General features: G+C 56.5%; 14 protein-coding genes. 3 read left to right on the plus strand and 11 right to left on the minus strand.

Going from position 1 to position 23,073, the window contains the following annotated elements:
- Positions 1–71: 71 nt before the first annotated feature.
- Both Y5S_RS00670 and Y5S_RS00675 read right to left on the minus strand, forming a co-directional pair.
- On the minus strand, positions 72–818 hold the full coding sequence (locus tag Y5S_RS00670) for a spermine/spermidine synthase domain-containing protein (RefSeq protein WP_035229388.1): 747 nt from the start codon (positions 816–818) through the stop codon (positions 72–74).
- A gap of 1 nt (position 819) precedes the next feature.
- Positions 820–3,771, minus strand: coding sequence for a DUF748 domain-containing protein (locus Y5S_RS00675; RefSeq protein WP_231552595.1), 2,952 nt, complete (start codon positions 3,769–3,771; stop codon positions 820–822).
- Positions 3,772–3,895: 124 nt separating this feature from the next.
- Between Y5S_RS00675 and Y5S_RS00680 the strand changes: the two genes are divergently transcribed.
- Positions 3,896–4,363 carry a hotdog fold domain-containing protein gene (locus Y5S_RS00680; RefSeq protein WP_035229389.1) on the plus strand — a complete coding sequence of 156 codons (468 nt, stop codon included), beginning with the start codon at positions 3,896–3,898 and terminating at the stop codon, positions 4,361–4,363.
- A 177-nt stretch (positions 4,364–4,540) separates the two neighbouring features.
- A complete protein-coding gene (locus tag Y5S_RS19015) occupies positions 4,541–5,869 on the plus strand; it encodes a rhomboid family intramembrane serine protease (protein ID WP_052041270.1) in 1,329 nt (442 codons plus the stop codon).
- Between the two features lie 12 nt (positions 5,870–5,881).
- On the opposite strand, the gene Y5S_RS00690 is transcribed toward Y5S_RS19015, so the two are convergent.
- From Y5S_RS00690 to Y5S_RS00725, 8 genes are all read right to left on the minus strand, one after another.
- Complete coding sequence (locus tag Y5S_RS00690; protein ID WP_156107514.1) at positions 5,882–7,114, minus strand: tetratricopeptide repeat protein; 1,233 nt, start codon at positions 7,112–7,114, stop codon at positions 5,882–5,884.
- Between the two features lie 335 nt (positions 7,115–7,449).
- On the minus strand, positions 7,450–8,094 hold the full coding sequence (locus Y5S_RS00695; RefSeq protein WP_035229391.1) for an alpha/beta family hydrolase: 645 nt from the start codon (positions 8,092–8,094) through the stop codon (positions 7,450–7,452).
- Positions 8,091–8,711: a TetR family transcriptional regulator gene (locus Y5S_RS00700; protein ID WP_035229394.1), complete on the minus strand. Its 621-nt coding sequence runs from the start codon at positions 8,709–8,711 to the stop codon at positions 8,091–8,093. The genes Y5S_RS00695 and Y5S_RS00700 overlap by 4 nt, the downstream gene beginning before the upstream one ends.
- A complete protein-coding gene (locus Y5S_RS00705; RefSeq protein WP_035229396.1) occupies positions 8,708–9,484 on the minus strand; it encodes an SDR family NAD(P)-dependent oxidoreductase in 777 nt (258 codons plus the stop codon). Before Y5S_RS00705 ends, Y5S_RS00700 begins: the two co-directional genes overlap by 4 nt.
- Positions 9,485–9,601: 117 nt before the next feature.
- Positions 9,602–10,672: a PA0069 family radical SAM protein gene (locus Y5S_RS00710; protein ID WP_052041272.1), complete on the minus strand. Its 1,071-nt coding sequence runs from the start codon at positions 10,670–10,672 to the stop codon at positions 9,602–9,604.
- 115 nt (positions 10,673–10,787) lie between these two features.
- The gene (locus Y5S_RS00715; protein WP_035229398.1) at positions 10,788–15,587 is read right to left on the minus strand and encodes an NAD-glutamate dehydrogenase; all 4,800 of its coding nucleotides are present in this window, start codon (positions 15,585–15,587) and stop codon (positions 10,788–10,790) included.
- A 373-nt stretch (positions 15,588–15,960) separates the two neighbouring features.
- Positions 15,961–16,275 (minus strand): DUF2288 domain-containing protein, encoded by a 315-nt coding sequence (locus Y5S_RS00720; protein ID WP_035229400.1) that lies wholly within the window; start codon positions 16,273–16,275, stop codon positions 15,961–15,963.
- 294 nt (positions 16,276–16,569) lie between these two features.
- A complete protein-coding gene (locus Y5S_RS00725; protein WP_035229402.1) occupies positions 16,570–17,982 on the minus strand; it encodes an alkaline phosphatase D family protein in 1,413 nt (470 codons plus the stop codon).
- 107 nt (positions 17,983–18,089) lie between these two features.
- Between Y5S_RS00725 and Y5S_RS00730 the strand changes: the two genes are divergently transcribed.
- On the plus strand, positions 18,090–20,888 hold the full coding sequence (locus tag Y5S_RS00730) for a hybrid sensor histidine kinase/response regulator (protein WP_035229405.1): 2,799 nt from the start codon (positions 18,090–18,092) through the stop codon (positions 20,886–20,888).
- Here the strand turns inward: Y5S_RS00730 and Y5S_RS00735 are convergent.
- The gene (locus Y5S_RS00735) at positions 20,855–22,942 is read right to left on the minus strand and encodes a hybrid sensor histidine kinase/response regulator (protein WP_035229407.1); all 2,088 of its coding nucleotides are present in this window, start codon (positions 22,940–22,942) and stop codon (positions 20,855–20,857) included. The genes Y5S_RS00730 and Y5S_RS00735 overlap by 34 nt on opposite strands.
- Between the last annotated feature and the right edge of the window lie 131 nt (positions 22,943–23,073).

A 23,073-nucleotide genomic window follows, 5' to 3' on the forward strand; every position in this document is an offset into this window, starting at 1 on the left:
CTAGCTGCGAGGAAGTTCAAAAGCGAAAAGCTTTTTTTCTCATAGCTCATAGCTCGTAGCTCGGCACTACCCTAATCCAACTGCCGAATGTGATAGTCCAACCGACCGCGCGCATCCCGGGTGCTCAGTTCCGGGATGTCCGCCAGGTGGCGGCGTAATTTCACACTGCGGGCGGGGGAGCGACTGAACGCAATCACCGCATTGTGGCAGTCCCCGCAGGACAACCGAAAGCGGCTGGAAAAGCCCTGCATCGCCTCATCACCGGACACTGCGCTATCCCGGTATTCAGCCCAGTCTCCGAAGTTCATTACCAACATACCCTGATCGGAAACGTGGGAGGCGAGCCGTCGCTGCCACTCCAGTGACGCCGGCACCGCACGGGTAACCTGCTCATTACTGGGTGCGAACAGGTCCTCGATAATCAGATCAAACGGTGGCCCCTGATACTCTTCCAACCACTGGCAGGCATCCGCCAGATGGGTTTCCACTCCCAGACTGGCAACGCCGAACACATCTCTCGCCACTTCCAGGTGCGGCGCGTCCAACTCCACGGCAACCAGTGTCTGCGGATCCAGCAAGGCGCGAATGGGAGGAATCAACGAACCGCCACCGAGACCAAGCACTAACACCCGACGATAACGCTCGGTGGGGTGCAACAAGGCAGGCAGCCATAGCAAGTCCCATACACTGCCTGTGAGCAGGCGCTGAGGATGGAATTCGGAATGCTGTACGCCATTGGCGTACAGCTCCATTTTCTTGCCCTTCCTGTGGACTTCGTAGCGCACACCCTCGCGGTCTGCACTCCACACAACGGCCATATTATTTACCCAAAGTCAGCGTCAAGCCGGAAACCTCACCATCCACTTTGGATTCATTGAGATAAACACGAGACTGCGCCACACCAAACTGTTGAACCAGGGCAGCTTTGGCATTCTCCGAACGCATCCTGGCCAGTTCGACCAGCTGTTGCCCGGTAATTGATGCCGCCTCAGACGTTACCATGGCGTCCCAGGCCGCTTGGGCCAGCAGTTTATCAGCTTCGTCCTTATCTTCGGGCAGTGGGCTGCCCACCAGCGATTCCACTTTACTGTCGGTGGTCGATTCATAGCGACGCTTGAGCTTGCGGCGCAGGGAGGATTCTTCCAGCGCCAGATCAATGCCGTTCCAGCCATCACCATCAATATCTGTCCCTATTGCCTTCTGGGCCAGTGCCACACGGTCGTCTCCATTGGTGGTCCCGATCAGGCCGATGGACAGTTCCTGTTTTTCATCCAGCACCTTTGCCAGGGCTTCAAGCGAACCACTGGTATCCACATTCACTTCCGCACTTCCCGGCGCAAAGGGGATCTGTTCAAGACTTTGCCCCCCCGTCAGACCCGCCAACACGGAGAACGGTGCGGTGGCCGCCTTGACGACAATATTGGTCAGCACTTTCAGGATCATGCCGGTCACGCTAAAACTGGGGTCATCAAGATCACCGGACATGGTCACCGGCAAATGAATTTCACCACTGCGTGAGCGCAACACCGACAGACCCAATTTAATGGGCACCTTGACCGCTTCCTCGCTCTCCACTTTTTCACCCAGATAGAACTGGTCAGCGCGAATGTCAGACTTGCTCTGCAGGTGGTTATTCTCGATATCCACCCCGGTCTCTACACCCAACTGCCCCTTTTCTACCTGATAACCCAGATAGAGCCCGGTAAAGGGCGTCAAGCTGGTCATCTCGTAGTTTTTCAGGGACAGCGTCAAATCGGAATACAGAGGTTCAGGTGCAATCACCCCTTTCACAGAGAAAGGAGCATAACGATCTATCTGGGCCTGGAGATTGAGGTTTGCCTTGCTGCCCGGCCGGGTATTGAGATTCGAAATCACACCGGACAACTGATACAGACCGATGCGGAAGTTGGGGCTTACCGTCAGATCTTCATGACGTACCTGACTACCGACCAAACGCACCTGCTTGATCGCCACCTGCCAGGGCTTGGCATTGTTATCGTCAGTGTCGTTATTAGCCGAAGTGCTGGAAGAGCGAGTGCCGGCAGCAATACGAGTGCTGGCATCACGCCCCTGAGCATCAATCTGATGAAGGGCGTCCAGACCGGTCAGTGACACTTCATTGATCTGTACCTGCTGGTTTGCCGTCGACAAGGACAATCCCTTGAGCGCGCCTTGATTGATCTTGAGAAGAGAGCGGCCATTTTCCAGAACATTCATGTTTTGCACGGTCGCACTGCCGCTGGCGTTGATATCAGGTGCATCGCCAGATACCTGTGTGGACACCTCAAGGCCCAGCAGGCCGGAAGAAAGACTCAGCGGCATCTCATGCTCAAGCCACGGCGAAAACGTCGCCAGTGGCAAACCCGCAAGGCTGGCCTTGCTGGAAATGGACAGCGGAGCCAATTGCCCCTCCCCAGAATGACTCAGCGATCCACTATCGGCCACCGTGGCACTACCCTGCCACTGGAAAGGGGCTTCTTCTCCCACCACCAGATTGGTGAGAGTAAAATCCCCTTTGGTCAACGCCACAGTCTGCGCGGGTGACAAAGTGCGATCAGTAAAGCGAATCGTACTGTCCGTGATCCCTATCTTATCCAGCGTCACTTTCCAAAGCGTCTCAGCTTCCTTGATCCGCTCTGCCGCCTCCTGCGCCTTTTCCTTCACTTGCTCTTTGCGCGCTTCAGCTTCTTCAGGGTCGGGTGGCAAGAACAACGTCGCCAAATCCACACCCGCCTCTTCCAACACGGCATTAATTTCCGGCTGGGCAATTTCCATTTCAGGAATAGACAGGGTCTGGGCCAGGGTATCCACTCCGATTCCTGACAGCTCCAGGTTCGGAAGCACGATACTGGGAGACGCTTCCCCAGGCTTCTGGAAAGCCAGATTCCTCAGTGCCAGAAGCCCTTCCTTGATCTCCAGCCGGGTATCCGGTGCATGGGTGAAGGCATATTCCGCCTCAAAATCCAGCTCACCGGACGGCACAGTGAAACGCACCTGTTCCTGCCCCAATTGGGCCAGCGACACCAGATCCACCCGTTTTACCTGGAGACGGCCATTGGCCAAAAAAGGAGAGAATTCAAAATGCCCTGCCCAGTCGAATGCGCCCCCATCAGGCCCCTCCAGCCGAATCGCATAGTCATTCTGATCTTGGCCCTTGGCGACTGTAGAGAAATTGTTGACGGTAAACGCAATGGGCAATACCAGCTCATGGGGCTTTTTCCCGGCAGCCTCGGTATAACGCAGGTCGCCATTGGTTAATGCCAGTTCACCCACAGCAATATTGGGCAAGCCGCCTTCCTCTTCGTCAGTAGACGCCTCTGCTTCCGGCTCCGCGGCCACCTGAGCTTCGATATGCGTGAGCACATCATCGAAGTTGAATACGGAATCCGGGTTGCGGCGGGCGCGAACGGTGAGTCCATCCAGGGCCACCTGATCGAAATACCAGGCCCAGCGGAACAGGGAAGAAACCTGGAAATTCACATAGAGATGATCAAAGCCGGCCAGCACCTCGGTCTGCTCATCATGAATGGCAAAACCATTGATCGTGGCACTCAGAGCCAGCGGATTGATTTTCACTTCATCAATCCTCACCTCACGGCCAGTCAGGTCTTCCAGCGCCTGTTGGGCGTTGTCCCGGACCAAGCCAGGGGCCACCAGAAACCCCAGCAACACGTAAAGCAGATAAAGAACACCCAGAATCACCAGCGTCTTGAGCTTCCAGCTTGCCTGCTTCCATGACTCCAACACCTTCACACCCGATCCCTCTTGCATAATTCAATCCTGACACCATGGTAGCAGCTGAGCGCCCACCTCGCGCCCTAAACCCATTGCACGCCAGCCTTGGCCATGGACAATGTGGCCATTCTCATCAGGAGAGCCACCAGGAGCCACTGCCATGAGCGACAATTACCTGCTCAACATTTACGAAAAAGCCCTCAAACTACCAGCGGGCCGTAAACTGTTTTCCATGATGTTCAGCCGCAAAGCGCCCTACTTTGCCACTATCACCCCTGTCATCACCGAATTACGCCCGAATTTCTGTGAAGTTAAGTTCAAAAAGCGTAAAGGCGTTGAAAACCACATCCAGACAGTTCACGTCATCGCCATCTGCAACGCGCTGGAGTGTGCCATGGGTGCCATGGCGGAATCCTCCATTCCCAAGCATCTGCGCTGGATTCCCAAAGGCATGAACGTCAACTACACAGCCAAGGCCAGCAGCAATATCACCGCCACCGCCGAGGTAAGCCCGGAAGACTGGAAGCCCGGCGATCTGCCTGTCACCGTCAAGGCAATGCGCGATGACGGCACCGTCGTAGTGGAAGGCACGATCAATCTCTGGGTGAGTGAAAAGCCCAGCAAATAAGTCATGCCAGCTTAAGACGTGTATTGAGCTTTTCAGGAGCGCCTGTCGAGGCGCTCCTGTCCAACACCCGGTTCTATCCAGCCCTTCCCGCCCTCTGGCCACTGCCGTTACACTGCAACACATTGCTTAAAACGGCCTCGTCCGTGCATCTTTATCTCTGGGGAAGGGAAACCCATCATGTTGATACTGCCTGTCGGCGAAAACACCGGCCACCGCACCCTGCCCTGGCTGTGTATCCTGCTGATTATCAGCAACACCATTCTGTACGCGGTGACGACGCATCGCGATAACCAGCGAGAAATACCTCTCACCGATCAACAGCTGGTCAGCCTCGCCGAGCGGGAATCCCCTCTGCTACTGAAATGGCTTCAGCACCAGGACAGCGGCACTTACGTCGATGCCATCGCCATGGATGATCGCGGTCCGGATTTCCTGTTTGCCTACGGCTGGTTCAACCAGGCATTCACCCAGCATGTCCATGAATATTGGGAAACACATCCTCCCTCCACGCAATGGCTAGAGCAACGCACGGAACTGGAGAGCTGGGTATCCGGTTTTTCCACATTCCGCTGGGGGCTTACGCCCAACGCTCCCACTGCGACCACGTTTCTGTCCTCCATGTTCATGCATGGCGACTGGTTTCACCTGCTCGGCAATATGGTCTGGCTGGTACTCTTCGGCATCGCCATGGAACGATACTGGGGAGCCTTACGCTTTGGGGTGGCCTATCTGGTCGCGGGGCTGGGTGCTGATCTGCTATTCATTCTGGTCGATCCCGATAGCGGCGTACCGTTGGTAGGTGCTTCTGGTGCAATCTCCGGCATCATGGGCCTGTATGCAGGTACCTATCGACTTCGTAAAGTGGAATTCTTTTATACCCTGGGTTTTGTCTTTGGCAGCTTCCGGGCCCCGGCACTGGTGCTGTTCCCCGTCTGGCTAGGCTGGGAGCTGCTGCAGGCAGCAACATCAGACAGTAATGTGGCCTACATGGCCCACGCAGGGGGGCTGCTCAGTGGCCTGGTCCTCGCGTTCATTCTGCCTCATACCGGCCACAGCAACCGCAGCATGGAAATCCGGGAAGGCCATGAGGGTGATCGCGATGTGCCGGAAGCCTGCCTGCAACTGGCAGAAGCGCTGCGCTTCGCTGATGCCCAACAACGCTGCCGACAATGGCTGGAAAAACACCCGTCCAGCCGTCCGTTGTGGGCCTTCTACCTGCAAATGGGGCTCCGACAGCAACGACTTGATCACGCCATGAAAGAGGCCATGAAGGCCATCAATAACCAGCCGTCAAAAACGCCTCTGATCACCTGGCTATGGCAGGAATACGAAACGCTTGGGGGAGACATTCACCGGCTACCGCCGCCATTCAGATTGTTGCTGGCCGAATTGGCCTGGCAACAGAAGCGGGGAACCGTTGCCAGAAACATCATTGCCAGCCTGCAGGAGCAGCAATGGCAGCATCCCCGTATGGACAAACTCAGTGAGCAAATGGGCGGCTCCTGAACCGCCCACGTATCACGCTTGTGTCTGCAGTCGAGCCAGCAGGGCAGCGGTCTCCGCGCCCTGTTCACTGTCATGATCCTTCGGAAAATGTTTCTTCACGAAGCCAATCAGGCGCTGTGCCGTATCGGCACTGCCCTGCTCCAGATAAAGCCTGGCCAACAACATATACGCCTCGCCCAGCCCGCTGAACTGCGGGGCTCGCTGGTGAAGGTTCACCAATAATTGTTGTGCCTCACGGATTCGGCCACGCTCATACAATGCCTGTGCCAGCGACAGGCACAGCGCTGGATCATCCTCAAATTTCAGACCCGGTTTTTGCTGGCTGGCCTCCATCCAGATCTGCACGGCAGTGCCCGCGTTACCCGCTCCCAATTGTTGCCGCACAAAACGAGCCAGCTGTTCCAGCCAAGGCTTCTCCTTACCCAGCAGCTTCAACAGGCGCAGACGTCGCCAGTTCAGTTCCTGATGCATCGGCGCGGAAGACAAGCCCCGATTGAGTACCTTCAACGCTTCATCGAGACGCCCCTCCTGGGCATAGACATGCGCCGTCCCCAGCACCTCTGCCACCTCATAATCCGCCATCGACAGGGAACGGCCACGATCTTCATCCATGGCAAGCCCCAGCTCACGGGCCTTTTCACTTAACAAAGCGCCCATCATGGCTGCCGCCACCAAGGTGGTGTAGCCAGAGAACACCGCCCCGACAAACACCAGTGCTGGCATGGCATCACCGGATTCCAGCAACGCCGGTGCGGCAGTCACCCCCATCACGGCCAGCCACAGCAGCAGGTATGAAGCCCCTACCGTCAGGATCAACTGCAGCCAGCGCAAGGGATTCAACGCCATACGCAAAGACCGACTCACCGCCAGAATCATCAAGGCAGCCGGCAGGATGAATGCCGCCAATGCCAGTAAACCCAGCGCCAGCACCATGGACGCTGAAGCAAAAAGGAAGGGGCCGACGAAGAGAACGAACATCAAGCCGATCTGGCGTAACAGTAAGCCACCTTCTGATATGCCATCCATGGGCGACGGTGGCTCCCATTTATCCTGAGCGACATCGGCAATCACCAACATGGCGTAGACCGACAACAGCGTCGAAACGAACAGGAAAAACAACGCAGTGAGCATGCCATCGAGCATCACGTTGGCAGCCCCGAACACCAGTAACAGCATTAACGCAGGCAGTTTCAGGGGATAGCCAAGAATCTCCCGTGAGCGTTGCCAGAAGGGTGTGCGTGGCAAGCCATCGCCCAACCACTGCAATCGCTGGCTGCACAATACGCAACGGGGCTGGCCCGCCCGGAAATTTTCTTCCCCGCCCGGTACGCACTGCGTGCAGTAGGTTTTACTGCACCCCTCGCACACCCAGCTCGCGGGTTTGCGAGCGTGATAACCACAGGCATCCATGCACTTCCCCCAGTCATTGTGTTACCTGATATTTTTCGACGAAACAGCCGCGCTCCAGGCCAAGGCTGTCTGGCCATCGCGTCCTTGCGGCATACGATACAACTGCGGTTAAGCAAAATGAATCAGTCAGCATTGATTCAGAAACTCTCTTCGAGCTTGGTAGCACGGTGCTAAATCAATCCGCTCACTTGTTTTGCCGCCTCAGCAATGAGTTCCTCTTGGGTGCGGCCACTGCGCTTCAGCGGCTTGAAATCATGATCCCCGCCTTCCAGCCAACGCACCTGAATATTGCCCGGCAACCCATAACCGCAAACCTCATCAGGCTTGCCAAACGGATCCCGTGTTCCCTGGCAAATCAACATCGGCAGTCGCAGCGATTGAAGATGCTCTGTTCTGACATTGTCCGGTTTACCCGGTGGATGGAAAGGATACCCCAGAGCAATAACGCCTTTCACAAGCCCCCGGGCCAGAGATGGCTCGGCAGCCAACATGGAAGCCATCCGCCCGCCCATGGATTTGCCACCGATCCAGATCGGCAGGCCCATGCTTGCAGCCTGGTCGACCACTTGCTGAAAATGCGCCAGCAACTTCGGGGCACGGTCCGGGGGAAACTTTCTGGCTTCATTCCGTCGCCGCTGCATGTAGGGAAATTCGAACCGCGCCACACAGATGCCCTGCTCCGCCACGGCTGCCGCCATGAGCGACATGAAATCGCTGTCCATGGGGGCACCGGCTCCATGGGCAAGCAGCAGCAAAGCCCTCGGTTGCTCAGCCGCGTTAATCAAGAGATCGGGAAGATCTGAAGTCAGGCTCATCGACTTGCGGCCTCCAACGCCTTGAGTTGTGCTCTCAGTGCATCAGCAAATTCCACACGAAATACATCCAGCGGTGGGGCATTTAGCAATTTATTAATCACCGGGGCAGGATGACTAACCGCCCAGCAACCAATAATGGCCTGCTGTATCTGAAGTAAAAAACCGCCGATTTTATCAGGGGGAAAAGGAGAGTGTTCCTGCAAACGCTGCCCCAATACCGCAAAGTGCTGGAGCAGGGTTAACTTGAATGTGCGAGCCTGCCCCACATCCAGGTTCTGCTCCAGCACCGAGTGCAGGATCGCAGTGAGGCGGCAGAATAACGAACGTGACACCAACACATCCGCAAGCGCCTCCCACAGGGGCAACGCCTTGTTCAGCTCACCCTCAGCCAGCGCTTCAAGTTCGTTGAGGTACAATTCCAGAAACAGGGCTTCCTTGGAAGGAAAGTAACGATACAAGGCGGCCTTGGTGACACCGGCCTGTCTTGCTATATCCGTCAACGCGATGGATTCAAACCGCTGCCGGCTGAAAAAATCCGCCGCCGCCAGCAGGATATGGGCACGGCGCTCGGCCTTTTGTTGCGGTGAGCGCGCTCGCTGAAACTGACAGGACTTCACGCCTGCAGCATCCCAGCCAGGCGGCGAGTCACCACCCGTGGCGACAGTTTCCCAAGCCAGATCATCAACAGATTCTTCAACCCAGGGATGACGATTGCTCGCCGGCGACTTGCCAGCGCCTTGCGGACCACCGCTTCAGTGGTCATGGTGCCAGCCTTGAATAACAAGGTGTCGCTCATATTCGCCTCACTGGCGAACTCGGAATCCGTCGCACCAGGGCAAAGTGCACTCACCGCCACACCGGTTCGCTTGAGCTCTTCGTGCAAGGCTTCCGAGAAAGACAACACGAATGCCTTGCTGGCGTAGTACACCGCCATATTCGGCCCCGCCTGAAAGGCCGCAGTGGACGCCACGTTGATCACAAAACTGTTGGCGCTCTCTTTCAGGGCCGGCAACAAACGCCAGGTCAGATCCACCAGTGAAGTGACATTGACCTGGATCATGTCGAGCTGGCGTTGCAGCGGCAAGTCTTGCACCGTCCCCCGGTCGCCAAAGCCGGCATTGTTAATCAGCCCTGTCACCTGTATCTGCTGTGCCTGCAAAGCAGCAACCAGGGACTCGGCAGCATCTGACTTGGACAGATCTGAAGCAATACAGGCGACTCGAATGTTGTGCCTGGCCTGAAGCTCACTGGCAAGCGCTTCCAGACGATCCAGACGCCTTGCCACCAGCACCAGATGATGCCCCGCCATCGCTAACTGCCGGGCAAACTCTTCACCAATACCGGCACTGGCACCAGTCACCAGAACCGCTCTGAGGGGGGTAGCGTCCATTTCTCTCTCCGAATCTGTCGCCGTCAATCAAGGAGCCTCTGAATAGCCCCTTAAGTAACCATGGGTCACCAAAATAACAGGCGTGCCGATAAAGGGAAATGCTCCGGCGATGTTTTGTCACAATCCGCCCGGGTTTTCTGTCTCTGGCAAACCCGCCCAAAGCGCCAACTGCCCATGAGGCCCAGGAGGAACAAAGCCCTGGGTATCCAGTGCCAATGACTCCCTTGACGATAAACCGGCAGCCCGGCAGGCATTCTCAAAGCGCTGCTTCAGCAGGTGAGCCCAAGCCCCCTGCCCACTTTGGCGATGATGCCAACGGCTATCGTAGATAGCACCGCCATGCAGATCCCTCATCACCGACATGACTTTCTCGGCCCGATCCGGGTAATACTCATCGAGCCATTCTTGCCAAAGGGGGCCGACTTCATGGGGCAGCCTCAGCACCACATAGCCCGCGTGCTCGGCTCCCGCCTGGGCAATCTGACCAACGATGTCCTCCAGTTCGTGATCGTTGATAAAGGGGATCACGGGAGCCACCAGTACCGATACCGGCACACCGGCGCGGCTGAGTTCGCGAATCGCCCGCAGCCGTTCCTTGCCGCCACTTGCCCGTGGCTCAAGCTGGGCCTTGAGCCGGTTATCCAATGTCGTCACTGAAACGGTCACTGAAGCACGCCCGGCCCTCGCCATCGGTGCGATCAAATCCAGATCCCGTAAAACCAGGGTACTTTTGGTAATCAGACTGAACGGATGCTGACAATCCGCCAGCACCTGTATCAACTCCCTGGTCAGCCGCCGCTCCCGCTCAGCCGGTTGATATGGGTCCGTGGCGGTGCCCAACACCACCGGCTGGCAACGATAACCCGGCTTGCGCAAACTGTCCCTCAGCACTTCCGCGGCGTTCTCCTTGCAGAAGATTTCCGTTTCGAAATCCTGACCAGGCGACAGGTCTACATAGGCATGATTGGGGCGGGCATAGCAGTAAATGCAGCCATGCTCACAGCCCCGATACGGATTGATACTCTGTGCAAAAGGCAGGTCCGGGCTGCGGTTGGTCATGATGATGCTTTTCGCCACCTCCCGGTGGTAGCGGGTGGGACGATTGACCGGACCCTCATCCAGATCGCTGTGAGAAACAGCAAAGCGGCCCGGCATCTGGCTGAGCGTCCCCCGATTGACAGCAGGCATACCCACTCCTGTTGATACACTGTTCTTATGGACAGTATATCAACAGGAGTTTCAACTCAATGGTTTTCGCCGCGCGAAGGCAGATTCGATCAACAAGAAGCCGCGATTCGTTCCGTTACAAAAGCCGCAACTTGCGCAGCTCGCGCACCCCCACGGCCAGGGTCATGAAATCATGATGGCTGTCCGTGCGCAGCGCCTGCAGCCGGTGAATACCGAATGCGATTTTATTCTGGGCACTGTCTTTCCAGTGCAGAAAACGCTCCTCTGCGGTCTCCCCCGGATGCTCCAGAACCTTGGCGGCCACCTGACGATGCAACCGGTAAGTATCTTCACGCAGATTGGCCCGGGCCAGCGCTTGCCATTTACCATTCACTTTCAAGTCGATAATCGCCGACAGCAACCAGAGAATATTCAGCTGATCGCCAATGATAAAATATACCTGCGCCGCCAATTGCATAGGCACCTGGGCCAGGGAGGCAAGCTCGACAATATCCGGCGCGCAGCCCAGTACCATGGTATTGGCCAATACCCGGGCTTCCTGCTCCGGAACACCATCCTCCCCCATACCAGCCACCGCCTGCTGCCATTCCTCAAGATAACTACCCGGCAGAATATCCGGCAGCAGCTGTTCCAGTTCGGCTATCGGTTGGCTGAAACGGCTGACCGCCTCTGCCACCGGACGCCGCCCCCACTTATAAAACAACAACCAGGTGGTCATGTGCTTGAGCAAGCCAATGACCCGACCATACAACCTCAGCTGCACCTGACTATCGACAACACTGTCCAGTCTATCCACGGTAGCCCAGTACACATCGCTATCAAACACAGCGTGCGCCATGGCGTAGGCCTTCACCAGGCGATGTAACGACAGGCCATGCTCATCTGAAAAGCGGTGTACAAAAGCAAAGCCCATGCGGTTGACCACCGCATTGGCCAATACCGTGGCGATCAACTCGCGACGCAATCCGTGATGTAGCAACGCATCCGAATAGCGCTCCACTAATGCGGGCGGGAAATACCCCAGTACATCGCGATCAAAGAACGGGTCATCGGGTACATCCGAGGCCAGCAAGGCATCGAACAGGGCATTTTTGGTATAGGACAGCAGCACCGATAACTCCGGACGGGTCAGCCCCTTGCCACGGGTACGGCGCTCAGTCAGGCTTTCGTCATCAGGCAGAAATTCCACCGCCCGTGTCAGCGCATCCTGGCGTTCCAGCATGCGTAAATGATTAGCGTGTTCCTCCAGGCGACTGGCCGCATCGTACTCCAGCAAACTCAACGCCAGGCTCTGTACGTAGTTATCACGCAAAACCGCATCCGCCACATCATCGGTCATGCTCTCCAGCAGAGGATCACGCTCATCGTGGGTCAGGGTGTTGGCCTGCAACATCTGGTTAAGCGGGATTTTGATATTCACTTCCCGGTCAGAGCTATGCACGCCCCCCGAGTTATCGATGGCGTCGGTATTGATGCGTCCACCATGCAGGGCAAACTCTACCCGGCCAAGCTGGGTAAGCCCCAGATTACCGCCCTCGCCCACCACCTGGCAGCGCAACTCACGACCATTGATACGAATCGCATCATTGGCCCGGTCTCCTACCTGGGCCGGGCTCTCATTGCTGCCTTTGACGTAAGTGCCAATCCCGCCGTTCCAGAGCAATTCCACCGGCGCTTTGAGGATGGCGCGAATCAGTTCAGCTGGCGTCAGGCTGGCCTGTTCAATCCCCAATGCCTCACAGGCTTGCTCACTGAGACGAATGTTCTTGGCCGAACGGGAATACACCTCCGCCCCTTCAGAAAGACACGTCCTGTCAAAGTCATCCCATGTCGCCCCACGGGTCGTAAAGAGTCGCTGCCGTTCACGAAAGGTACTCGCCGGATCCGGATTCGGATCGATGAAGATATGTAGATGATTAAATGCCGCCACCAGCCGGATCTGCTCTGACAGCAGCATACCGTTGCCAAATACGTCCCCGCCCATGTCACCAATACCCACCACGGTGAAGGGCTCGCGCTGAATATCCTTGCCCATTTCCCGAAAGTGGCGCTTCACGCTTTCCCAGGCTCCCCGTGCGGTGATGCCCATCTTCTTGTGGTCATACCCCACGCTCCCGCCGGAGGCAAAGGCATCACCCAGCCAGAAGCCATAGTCTTGCGCCAACCCATTGGCGATATCAGAAAATGTGGCTGTACCTTTGTCGGCCGCCACCACCAAGTAGGGATCATCACTGTCATGACGCACCACCGAGGGTGGAGCCACTACGGTATCGCCCTCACGATTATCGGTGATGTCCAGCAGACCACGGATAAACTGCTGGTAACAGGCCACTCCCTGCTCCTGCCAGGCATCACGCTCGGCTGGATTCCCTTGCTTCACCACAAAACCGCCTTTCGCACCCACCGGTACAATAATGGCGTTCTTGACCATCTGCGCCTTCACCAGGCCAAGCACTTCCGTGCGAAAGTCTTCCCGACGATCCGACCAGCGCAAACCACCACGGGCCACCGGGCCTCCGCGCAGATGAATACCTTCCATCTGCGGGGAATACACGAAGGTTTCAAACATAGGTAACGGAGGGGGCAGTTCCGCCACCTTGGTCGGATCCAGTTTGAGGCTCACATAAGTCTTGCTGTGCCCTTCTTCATCCGGCTGATAAAAATTGGTGCGCAGCCCTGCTCTCACCACACTCAGGAAGGCTCTAAGTACCCGGTCACCATCCAGAGAGGCGACCTGGTCCAGCTCATGATCCAGTGCCTGGGCTAACGCCATTCCTTCCTGCTGCCGCTGTGTATCCTTCGCACCGGGCTCAAAACGGTTCTCGAATAACTGCACCAGCAACCGGGCGATCGACGCATGGTCCGCCAGCAACTGTTCCATATACCCTTGTGAAAAAGGCAGCTCGGTCTGCACCAGATAACGGGTCAGGGTCCGCAGGCACACAATCTGCCGAGCATTCAGCCCCGCCAGCAACACCAATCGATGCAGGCCGTCATTCTCGGTCTGTCCCTGCCAGCAGGCGAGGAAGGCCTCTTCGAAGAAACGCTTCTGCTGCACCGGCCCAAGCGCACAATCGCCTTTGACGCTGATGGTGAAAGACTGCACCCACTGATCCTTGCCTTCTCGTAGCGTAATCCGTGAGGGCTCCTGACTGATCACCCGTAATCCAAAGTTTTCCAGCAATGGCAAAATTTCGGAAAGTGCCAGCGGCTTGCCCAGGCTGAAAAGGCGCAAACAAGTGGGGCAAGCGAGACTGCCTTCTTCACTCACACACAGGCTGGGCAATACAGGCTGCTGATCCGACAATTTGGCCAGATAATGAATATCTGCCGCCGCCTCCATCGGCGTAATCTGTTCCTGATACCCCACAGGAAAGGCGTCCGCATAGCGCATGGAAAGCGCCGCGCCCTCCTCGCCCTCTTCATGAAGAATCGCCCGTAACTGATCCGACCAGGAACGGGTCACGGTCAGCAACCGCTCCTCTACCTGGCCTTCCGTCATGCCTAACCGGGTGCCCTGGGGAATACGGATAATGCAGTGGATACGTGCCAATCCTTCACGCAGGAAATCCACCGTGCGTTCCACGGAGATACCGTTGCAGAGTCGTTTGAGCTCCTCGGTCACCTTATCCCGTAGTTCCCGGGAAAATCGCTCGCGGCTCAAGTACACCATGCAGGAATAGAAACGGCCATAACGGTCCCGACGCATCAGCAGCCGCAGATGATGGCGATCACGCAGCGCCCGCACCCCCATGCACACATGGAATAATTCCTCTTCACTGCACTGGAATAATTCATCCCGCGGCAGCTGATAGATAATATCGCGCAGATGTTTCCCGGAATGAGAGCGCTCCGGTAACCGTGATCGCTCCAGTACATGGTTTACCTTGCGACGAATAAGCGGAATATCACGGGGTCGGTTGATATAAGCGTCCAGAGAGAACAGACCGATATAGCGATCGGTTCCTTCAACGCTGCCATCCTCCGCCAATCGCTTGATGGAAATCACATCCATGTAGTGGGGATGATGGATAGAGGAGCGCATATTGGCCTTGGTCACCACCACTAAACGCCCGTGAGCAATGTACTTGGCCATTTCTTCATGAGGGGCGATAAACTGATCGGCATCCGCATAACGGCTACCCTCACGGGCCACCCCCAAGCCCGCATTATCATCCAGCTGAAGCTGGGTTAGCTCTCCGACATTATGGGCATGGGACCGGGCATAACCGAGAAAGGTAAAGTGCTCTTGCTCAAGCCAGTCAATGAAGGCACAAGCCTCTGCCAGTTCATCCTGATCCCTTTCCGGGTAGTCTCTGGACAGGTTATCCCGGGTTGCCTTGAGGCGATCCAGCATGGCGTGATAATCACTCACCACCACCCGCAATTCGCCCAGCACCAGGGCAAGCTGCTCCCGTAGTGCCTCGTATTCTGCTTCGCTGGCCAGCGGCTCGAACTCTACATAAATCAGCGATTCGGCCGGATGCTCGCCATCACCGGTTCCGTCTATTTGGAGAATCTGCCCCTCGTCATTACGGCGAAGGCGCAATACCGGGTGAATCGTCCAGTCGATAGCGGTGTGCGCATCGCGCACTGCCATGGCCACCGAATCCACCAGAAACGGCATGTCATCGGTGAGCGTGCGCAGGCAGGCCATCTCTCCCGCTCGTGCTGGAGGGCAGATTTCGATCAGTAGATCCTGGTCGCGACGGCAAGCCAGCTGCCAATGATCACGGGCCATCTGGAAGAGTTGTTCAGGGGTACGGGCATTCAGCGCCGCATGGCTGGCGGTTTCAAAATAGGCAGAAAGGAAACTGCGAAACAGGGGCTGCTCTTCACTCGGAATCTGGACCGACAGCATTCGTTCCAGCTGGGCCAGCAACAGCGTCTGACGTTGGGAGATGTCATCCTGCATCGTATCCTCCGGCGTCGGCTAGCCAGCCAAATAACGCTTTGGCAGGCTTTACCTCACTCTATACCGGAGCCATACGGCAATACCACCCTGGCAGCTGCCATTACAGCAACGAGGCCCGATCAGGCAGGCATCAATTCAATGATCAGCAGGGCGTATCCCGATGGAGGCATCATTTTCGTGACGTTACAGGTACTGCACTCAGCACTAGCCGACAGGCAGCACAGAATTAGCGGCATCGCGGGCATAAAGGCTCAAGCTGAAGCTCACATCGGCTTCGCCTTGCCTGTCGAAAAGGGAGCCCCCTGACCGTCGAAGGCAAGACTCAAGAGCGGTACGCACCAAGAGGCGTTATTCAGAGGTTCCTAACCAGCCACTATTGCAGTTGCTCCGGCTGGACCAGCACCCAAGGCATCACGACGACCGTCCACAGGGTCTGGTCTGAGTCAAACCACTGAGCAGCCTGCTCATCGGTTACCTTGTCCACCAGCCCCTTCTCTTTCCAGAGAGTGATTTGCCCGGCATTGTCTTCCGAAAAAGCCAATGCCACGTCGATCAAATCCAGCCCGGGAGCAACCGAGACCGTCTGGCCACGGGCAAAAAAGGGCAGCAGCTCCCCCCAACCAGCCTTGGCCGTCTCCTGATTCAGTTTGGCTCTGAGGATTTCACGTTCTTCGGTTTGTTCAGACATCATCGGCTCCGCTTCGAATCCGGCGCATTATCGTGGCTTGGTGACAAATAGGCAAAGCGGAGGGTGTACAGGCAGGAAACTGCGAGCCAGCGAGAGGAGCAAAAAGAAACGCCCGTCAGTTTGGGGGCTGACGGGCGGGCTGTACCGGGCCGAAAATTGAACATCCATGTTCTATCGCGTCCTTGCGGGAGTAACTTTAGGCAATCCCCATCGGGGAGATAAGTCGACATCACCCCCAGATCCTGTAAGCCATTTGCCATAGCTGAGCGACGCCCTCGCCTACTCCCACCAGCCTTACCAGTGAATCTGCTGGCTTGCGGACTCCACATAACGCTGACGCCGGTCGTAGAGCGCAAAGTGCGCCCCCCCAGTGTCGAAAGACACCACCGAGAAGGCGTTATCGCTATACACCTGCCCCGGCACACTCACTTGCCCCAGAGGCTTGCCCCAACCGCCATAGAGCAATCCCGGTACTCGTAGCATCGGCCGATACCAGCGGAATGCCATTAGCGCTGTTGGCCAGAACAATCCCGAGCACGTCCAGCTATGCACACGTTTGCCTCCCTGAAGGGTCAGGCTGGCATAGAGCGAGGCATGCACATCGCCGCTCATGACCACCAACTTCTCGCTGGGGCTATCCGCCATCGCCTGAAGCAAGCGCTGCCGCTGGTGTCGAAAACCTTCCCAGGCGTCCCTGCCTCGAAATGGCCGGCGTTGCTCAGGGAAAAGGACCACCGAGCTAACCAGCACCTTGATTCGATCCGGGTTGAGATCCAGCCAGGTGCGGAATGCGGCTTCCTGATCATCACTGATCATCTTGCGCTGCCATGGCCAGCGGCTCAGCACCCGCTCCGTACGCACATCCATCACGAAAAAGTCTGCCGGCCCCCTGGAGAAGGTGTACCAGAACTTGTCAGGATCTCGATCCAGATAAGTCCCGGCTGCATTCAACGGCGACGCGGGCGAATGGGAAGCTTGATAGATCTGATAAGCCTTGATCGCCGCCGGGTATTTGCTGGTCCAGCGCGCAGCGTCTGCCCTTGCCGGCCAGTTATTCTCGATTTCATGGTCATCGAGAATCATGTAATTACTGGTCTCTCTCAGCAGACGGGCCAGGTGCGGCTGGGAAAAACTTTCTCGGTATAGGCTGAAAAAATCCTCACGGCTTTCTGCCGCACCCAGGCTATGCATGGAATCGGCATACACCTGATCGCCCCCGAACAGCACAAAATCAGGATTAACCTGTTGGGATAAAGCCGACATTTCGGCAAAGATTTTATCCGCCCGGTCATCCTGAATTTTTCCATCCAGGCCCACAAAACGATAACAACAGGAACCAAACAAAAAACGGGTTTCAGCAGCATCCGGTTGATCTGTCACCAATTGCCCGATCTCGATGTGCTGCCAATCCAGCGGCGTATCCAGCTCTTCACTGCTGATCCAACCGGCTTGTATCTGATACCGGGTACCCGCTTGCAGCCCATTGAGCACCACTACACCGCTACCATCAAAATTACCATTGAGCCGAAATCGCAGTGTGTCAGACCACCCAAGATCACCCTCGGGACGCCAGCGCACGCGGCCCCACATGCGCTTCTCTCCTGCCACCAGGGTATCCGTCGGCAAGGCACCAAATAACCTTGCATGGGTTACCCCTGTTTCCCCCACAACCGGGCCAACCGCGAAGCGGTTCACCATCCGTGACATTACCTACCCCTCTAATTGAGCCCCCGGCCCCACACTGCTAGCATTCTGGTAAGGGGATAATTCAATAACACCGGCAAAGGTGCCCCACCTTTATCAGGAACCCAACTGTGTCCAGGGACGTACGATTCGGTTTTTTACTGGTTGTTGCTTTTTTTCTGCAAATACTGGTGACGCAGGCCCATGGCCACGGCCCCGGTATGCAGATTATTGGTGATCAGCAACAAATTCTCTATCCCAAATCCGGGATAAAATATTTTTGCTTTCCCGCAGACAAGACGCCTGATATCAACGCCGTGCGCAAAAGCTCCCCTCTGGATTGGCAGACTACAGAAGAAAGTGTCGCCAACCTTGGTTTCACCAGTGACAAATGCTGGTTCCACCTGACCGTACGAAATCACAACCCACTGCACCAAAACTGGTTCCTGCTGATCGACTACGCCATGCTGGGTGAAGTGGACGCCTACCAGCTGGATGCGGGCGGCAATATCGTCAGCCATTATCAAGCTGGAATGGATCGTGATTTCAGCGTACGCAGCAACAACTATCCCATCCCGGCTTTTCCTGCCTCTCTACCCACCGGGGTCGATAGTGATTTCTATATTCTGGTCAGGTCAGCACACAGTATCCAGCTGCCACTATCCCTGGTTTCCAAAGAACAGTTCGAATCCGGTTTCCTGACACGAACCTTGGTACAGGGCCTGTTTTTTGGTGGCATGCTGGTGATGATTCTCTACAACCTCTCGCTGTTCTTCACTGTGCGGGAAAAGGCGTATCTGATCTATGTGTGCTGGTCACTGGCGATCACCCTTTACCTGGCCGTATTGCAGGGTTATGCCCAGCGTTATCTATGGCCACATTCAACGCTGATCAGCAGTCACATCATTCACTTCCTGCTACCCTTGCTGGTGCTACTGCCTTCCCTGTTCACTCTCCACTTTCTGTCCCTGAACCAGAAGGCACCTCGTCTTGCCGTCTGGATGAAGGGACTCGTGATCACCGGGGGCATATTGTTTCTGGCGACACCCTTCACCAGCCGGGAATTCCTGATTCCTGTCTCGGTGCTGGCAATTCTGGTGATGGATTTCAGCATCCTCTGGGTTGGCCTGGTACGCTCCCGCCACAACGACCCTGACGCGCGTATTTTCACCGTTGCCTGGGCGTGCTTCATCATGGGCGCCGCCAGTATGGCGCTCAACAAATACGGTGTGGTGCCGCGTAATTCCTTTACCGAAAACCTGCTGCAGGTAGGGGTTTTTGTGGAAGTGGTTCTGCTGTCTCTGGCTCTGGCGCGGCGCATCAACCGTCTCAAGGAAGCGCACTCCGATTCCATCCGGGATCGTGCCATCGCGGAAATGGAAGCCTTCAAGGCCGGCGCCCGCAATCATGCCAAGAGTGAATTTCTCGCTACCATGAGCCATGAAATTCGCACCCCCATGAATGGCATCATGGGCATGACGGATCTACTGCGTCGTACCGCGCTCACACAACAACAAGCCCAGTATGTGAGTACCATCTACCAATCAACCCAATCATTGCTCACCGTCATCAACGATATTCTGGATTATTCACGGATTGAATCCGGCAAACTGGAACTGGATTTTCAGGACGTAGCCCTGGAGAGCGTTGTTGATGATTGTGTCCGCCTGTTTGCCCTGCGCTCCAGTGAAAAGAAAGTGCCGCTGCACATCCATATCGACAGCCGTGTACCGGATATCATCCGTACCGATCCGATACGCCTGAAACAGATCCTCACCAACCTGCTCAGCAATGCTTTCAAGTTTACCGAGCGCGGCAGCGTGGCATTCCATGTGACACTCAAGCAACCAGTAAACAACAATAACCAGTGTGTATTGATGATTGAGGTAGTCGATACCGGTACAGGTCTGGATGAAGCACAGCAGGCCTCCCTGTTCGAAACCGTCAGTGAAGTCCGCCACACTGGCGATCAGAAAGGCGCAGGCCTTGGGCTAGTAATCTGCAAGCGCCTCAGCGATTTGCTGGGTGGTGATATCGGCGTCAGCAGCTCACTGGGCCGCGGCGCCACATTCTGGCTATCACTACCAGTGAAAGTCGCCCAAAGCACGACAAAACCGGTGCTGAAGAACCGTACCGCGGTTGTGATCTCCAGCACTCCCGCACAATTGCTCAGTCTGTCGCAATTGCTTAGCCGCTGGGGAGCCAAGACCCTGGAATTCCGCGATGTGGAATCTGCGCTGGACCCTTCCATTCCAGATCAGCCCGTCGATTTTGTCATCGCAGAACAGCATGTGATGGCAACTTCATCCACCGTTGAACGATTGCGCAAGCAGTTCCACTCTCCCACTTTGGTGCTGTTGCATCCCACCGGCACCCCGCTCAGTGACACCCTGCCAGAAGACCTGCTGCTGATTGAAACGCCGCTCTCCTGTCAGGCGCTAAAACGCAGCCTGGTCACCGGCAAGGACGAGTTCGCCGTGGAGAGCGCGCTGGCGGAACAGACTGTTATTCTGGATCAAGCCAATCGCCTGAACGTGATCGTTGCGGAAGACAATCCGGTCAACCAGCTGGTGATTGAGAGCATCCTGAAATCGCTGGGCGTCCAGCCTACCCTGGTGGGCAATGGTGAAGAGGCTTTCAAGCTGGTGAATGAACAGCCCAATTACTGGGATATCTGCTTCATGGATTGTGAAATGCCGGTAATGGATGGTTACCTTGCCACCTCCTCCATTCGGCAAATGGAAGCCGAGCAATCCAGCCAGCCGCATTGCTGGATCATAGGGCTATCTGCCCATGCCACCGGAGATTATGTTCAAAAAGCCCGCGATGCGGGCATGGATGACTATCTGAGCAAGCCGGTTGCCCAGCAACAGGTAAGCGAGGCGATCAAACGTGCTCAGCTCTCCAGATCCAACGACGTTTCCGCCTGATGCAACAGGCGGGAACAGACCTGAACCAGATCCTGGATGCGTACCGGTTTACCAAGGAATTCATCACAGCCGGCATCCAGGCAACGCTGGCGATCTGCTGCCAGCACATTGGCAGTCAAGGCCAGCACCGGCCCGGTAAAGCCCCGCTCCCGTAGTTCCACCACCGTCTGATAACCATCCATCTCCGGCATCTGCATATCCAGCACGATCAGATCGAAATCAGGATTATCCGCAAACTCCCGGCAGGCTTCTTTGCCATTTTCCGCTTCGACCAGCTTTAAGCCGGCATTTTCCAACACCTTGCGGACAAATAACCGGTTGACCAGATTATCTTCGGCAAGCAGCACCCTTCCGCTCAACAGCCCCTTGGCGGACTCCGACTTCGGTGTCGGGGTATCAGCACTCACCGGCACTTCATTGGCTACCGCCAGTGGCAATACCAGTTCAAATTGGCTACCCCGCCCCACTCGGCTCGACACCGTGATGTCCCCGCCCTGTGCCCTGGCAAGTTCACGGGCAATGCTCAAGCCAAGGCCAGTGCCCGCATAACGGCGGGAGTGAGACGCATCGGCCTGCGAGAAGGGCTGGAAGATGCTTTTCAACTGGGACTCGCTGATCCCAATGCCGGTGTCCTCCACCCTCACTTTCAGGCTCTGGGCCAGCCCGTCCCAGCTGGTCTTCACACAAACATGGCCGTGTTCAGTGAACTTCACCGCATTACCCGCCAGATTCACCAGGATCTGGCGCAGCCTGAACAAATCGCCAAACAAGGCGGCAGGCAGCGGTGTCAGCAGCTCCAGCTTCAGCTCCAGCCCCTTCTCCCGGGCTTTTAGCAGCAGGCTGTCGACCACTTCGTCCAGCAACTCCTGGGGTGAAAACAGACGCTGCTCGCTCATTACCTGTCCCGCCTCGATCCGGGACAGATCCAGAACATCATTGATCAACGCCAGCAGGGCATCACCGTTGTGCTGGATAATGCTCAGGTAGCGCTTTTGATCGCCGGGAGACAACGTCCCGTTTCGCAGCAATTCGGTATAGCCGAGAATCGCGGTCATTGGAGTGCGAATTTCATGGCTCATGTTGGCCAGGAACTGACTTTTGGTCTTGCTGGCACCCTCCGCCTGCATGCGTGCTTCGGCCAGCTGTTTCTGGGCATGATCAATACTATCGACCATGCTGTTGAAATCTGTCGCCAATTCGCCGATCTCGTCATCGCTGAGCACCGGCAAGCGTTGATCCAGCGCCCCACCACGGGCAATGGATCGCACCGCGTTGTGCACCATCCTCAGCCTGCCAAACAGCATGACCTGAATCCGCACGTTCACCAAAAACACGGTTAACCCGGTGAGCACGAACATGATCACCACCATCGCCACCACCGAGCTGATCATGGTACCCATGCCATCCCGCGGCAGCTCCACCACCACCTCCAGCGGCTGCCCACCCAAATAATCGGGCAAGGGGAAACGGCCATGGAGGGCATCGCTACTGGCACCGGCCAGACCACGGTAAGGCGCCGTACCCGCCGGAATGTCCCGTACATACAGGGCGTGGCCTACCCGGTCCGACAGATAGCTCATCCAGTCACTGTCCAGCCAGACCCCCAGCAGATAAGCCTCACACTGGTTCTCGACTGCTGTAATAAACAGCAAGGCACGGCCATCCGCCCTGACCACGCCCCACATCGGAGAGCAGCTCTGGGCAAACTGCCCCACCAGGCGCTGCGCCACACCGTCCGCCACCAGCGCTTGGGCCCCCTGCTGCCAGACAATTCTGTCGTTATCCAGGGCCATTAGCAGGTCCAGGTGACCAACACCGTCCAGTTTGAGTGGTGGTTTGTCAGGCTGTTGAGTCCAATCCTCGGCGCGGACCCGCAGTACGGAAAGCTGATCCAGAAACGCGGACTCTACCTTCTGCAGCTCCCGGCCGGCATTTTGCTCATTGAGACGATCAAGAAAGGACTGGTTGACCTGATAAAGGGCAACGGAAATCAGTGACACACAGCAGGTTGCCGCAACCACCAGCAGCCAGCGAATTCGTGAACGAAGTGTCATTCCCCTACTACCCCTACAGCTTAAAGCGGATTATTCGAGTTATGTCGGGCTATCCTGCCATCTGGATTCATACCAGCCTAGCCAGCAAAAGTAGTCCGACGTTCTACCAGCGGCAGTTCCCGTTGGATGAC

The organism is Alcanivorax nanhaiticus (assembly GCF_000756665.1).
GTDB lineage: Bacteria > Pseudomonadota > Gammaproteobacteria > Pseudomonadales > Alcanivoracaceae > Alcanivorax > Alcanivorax nanhaiticus.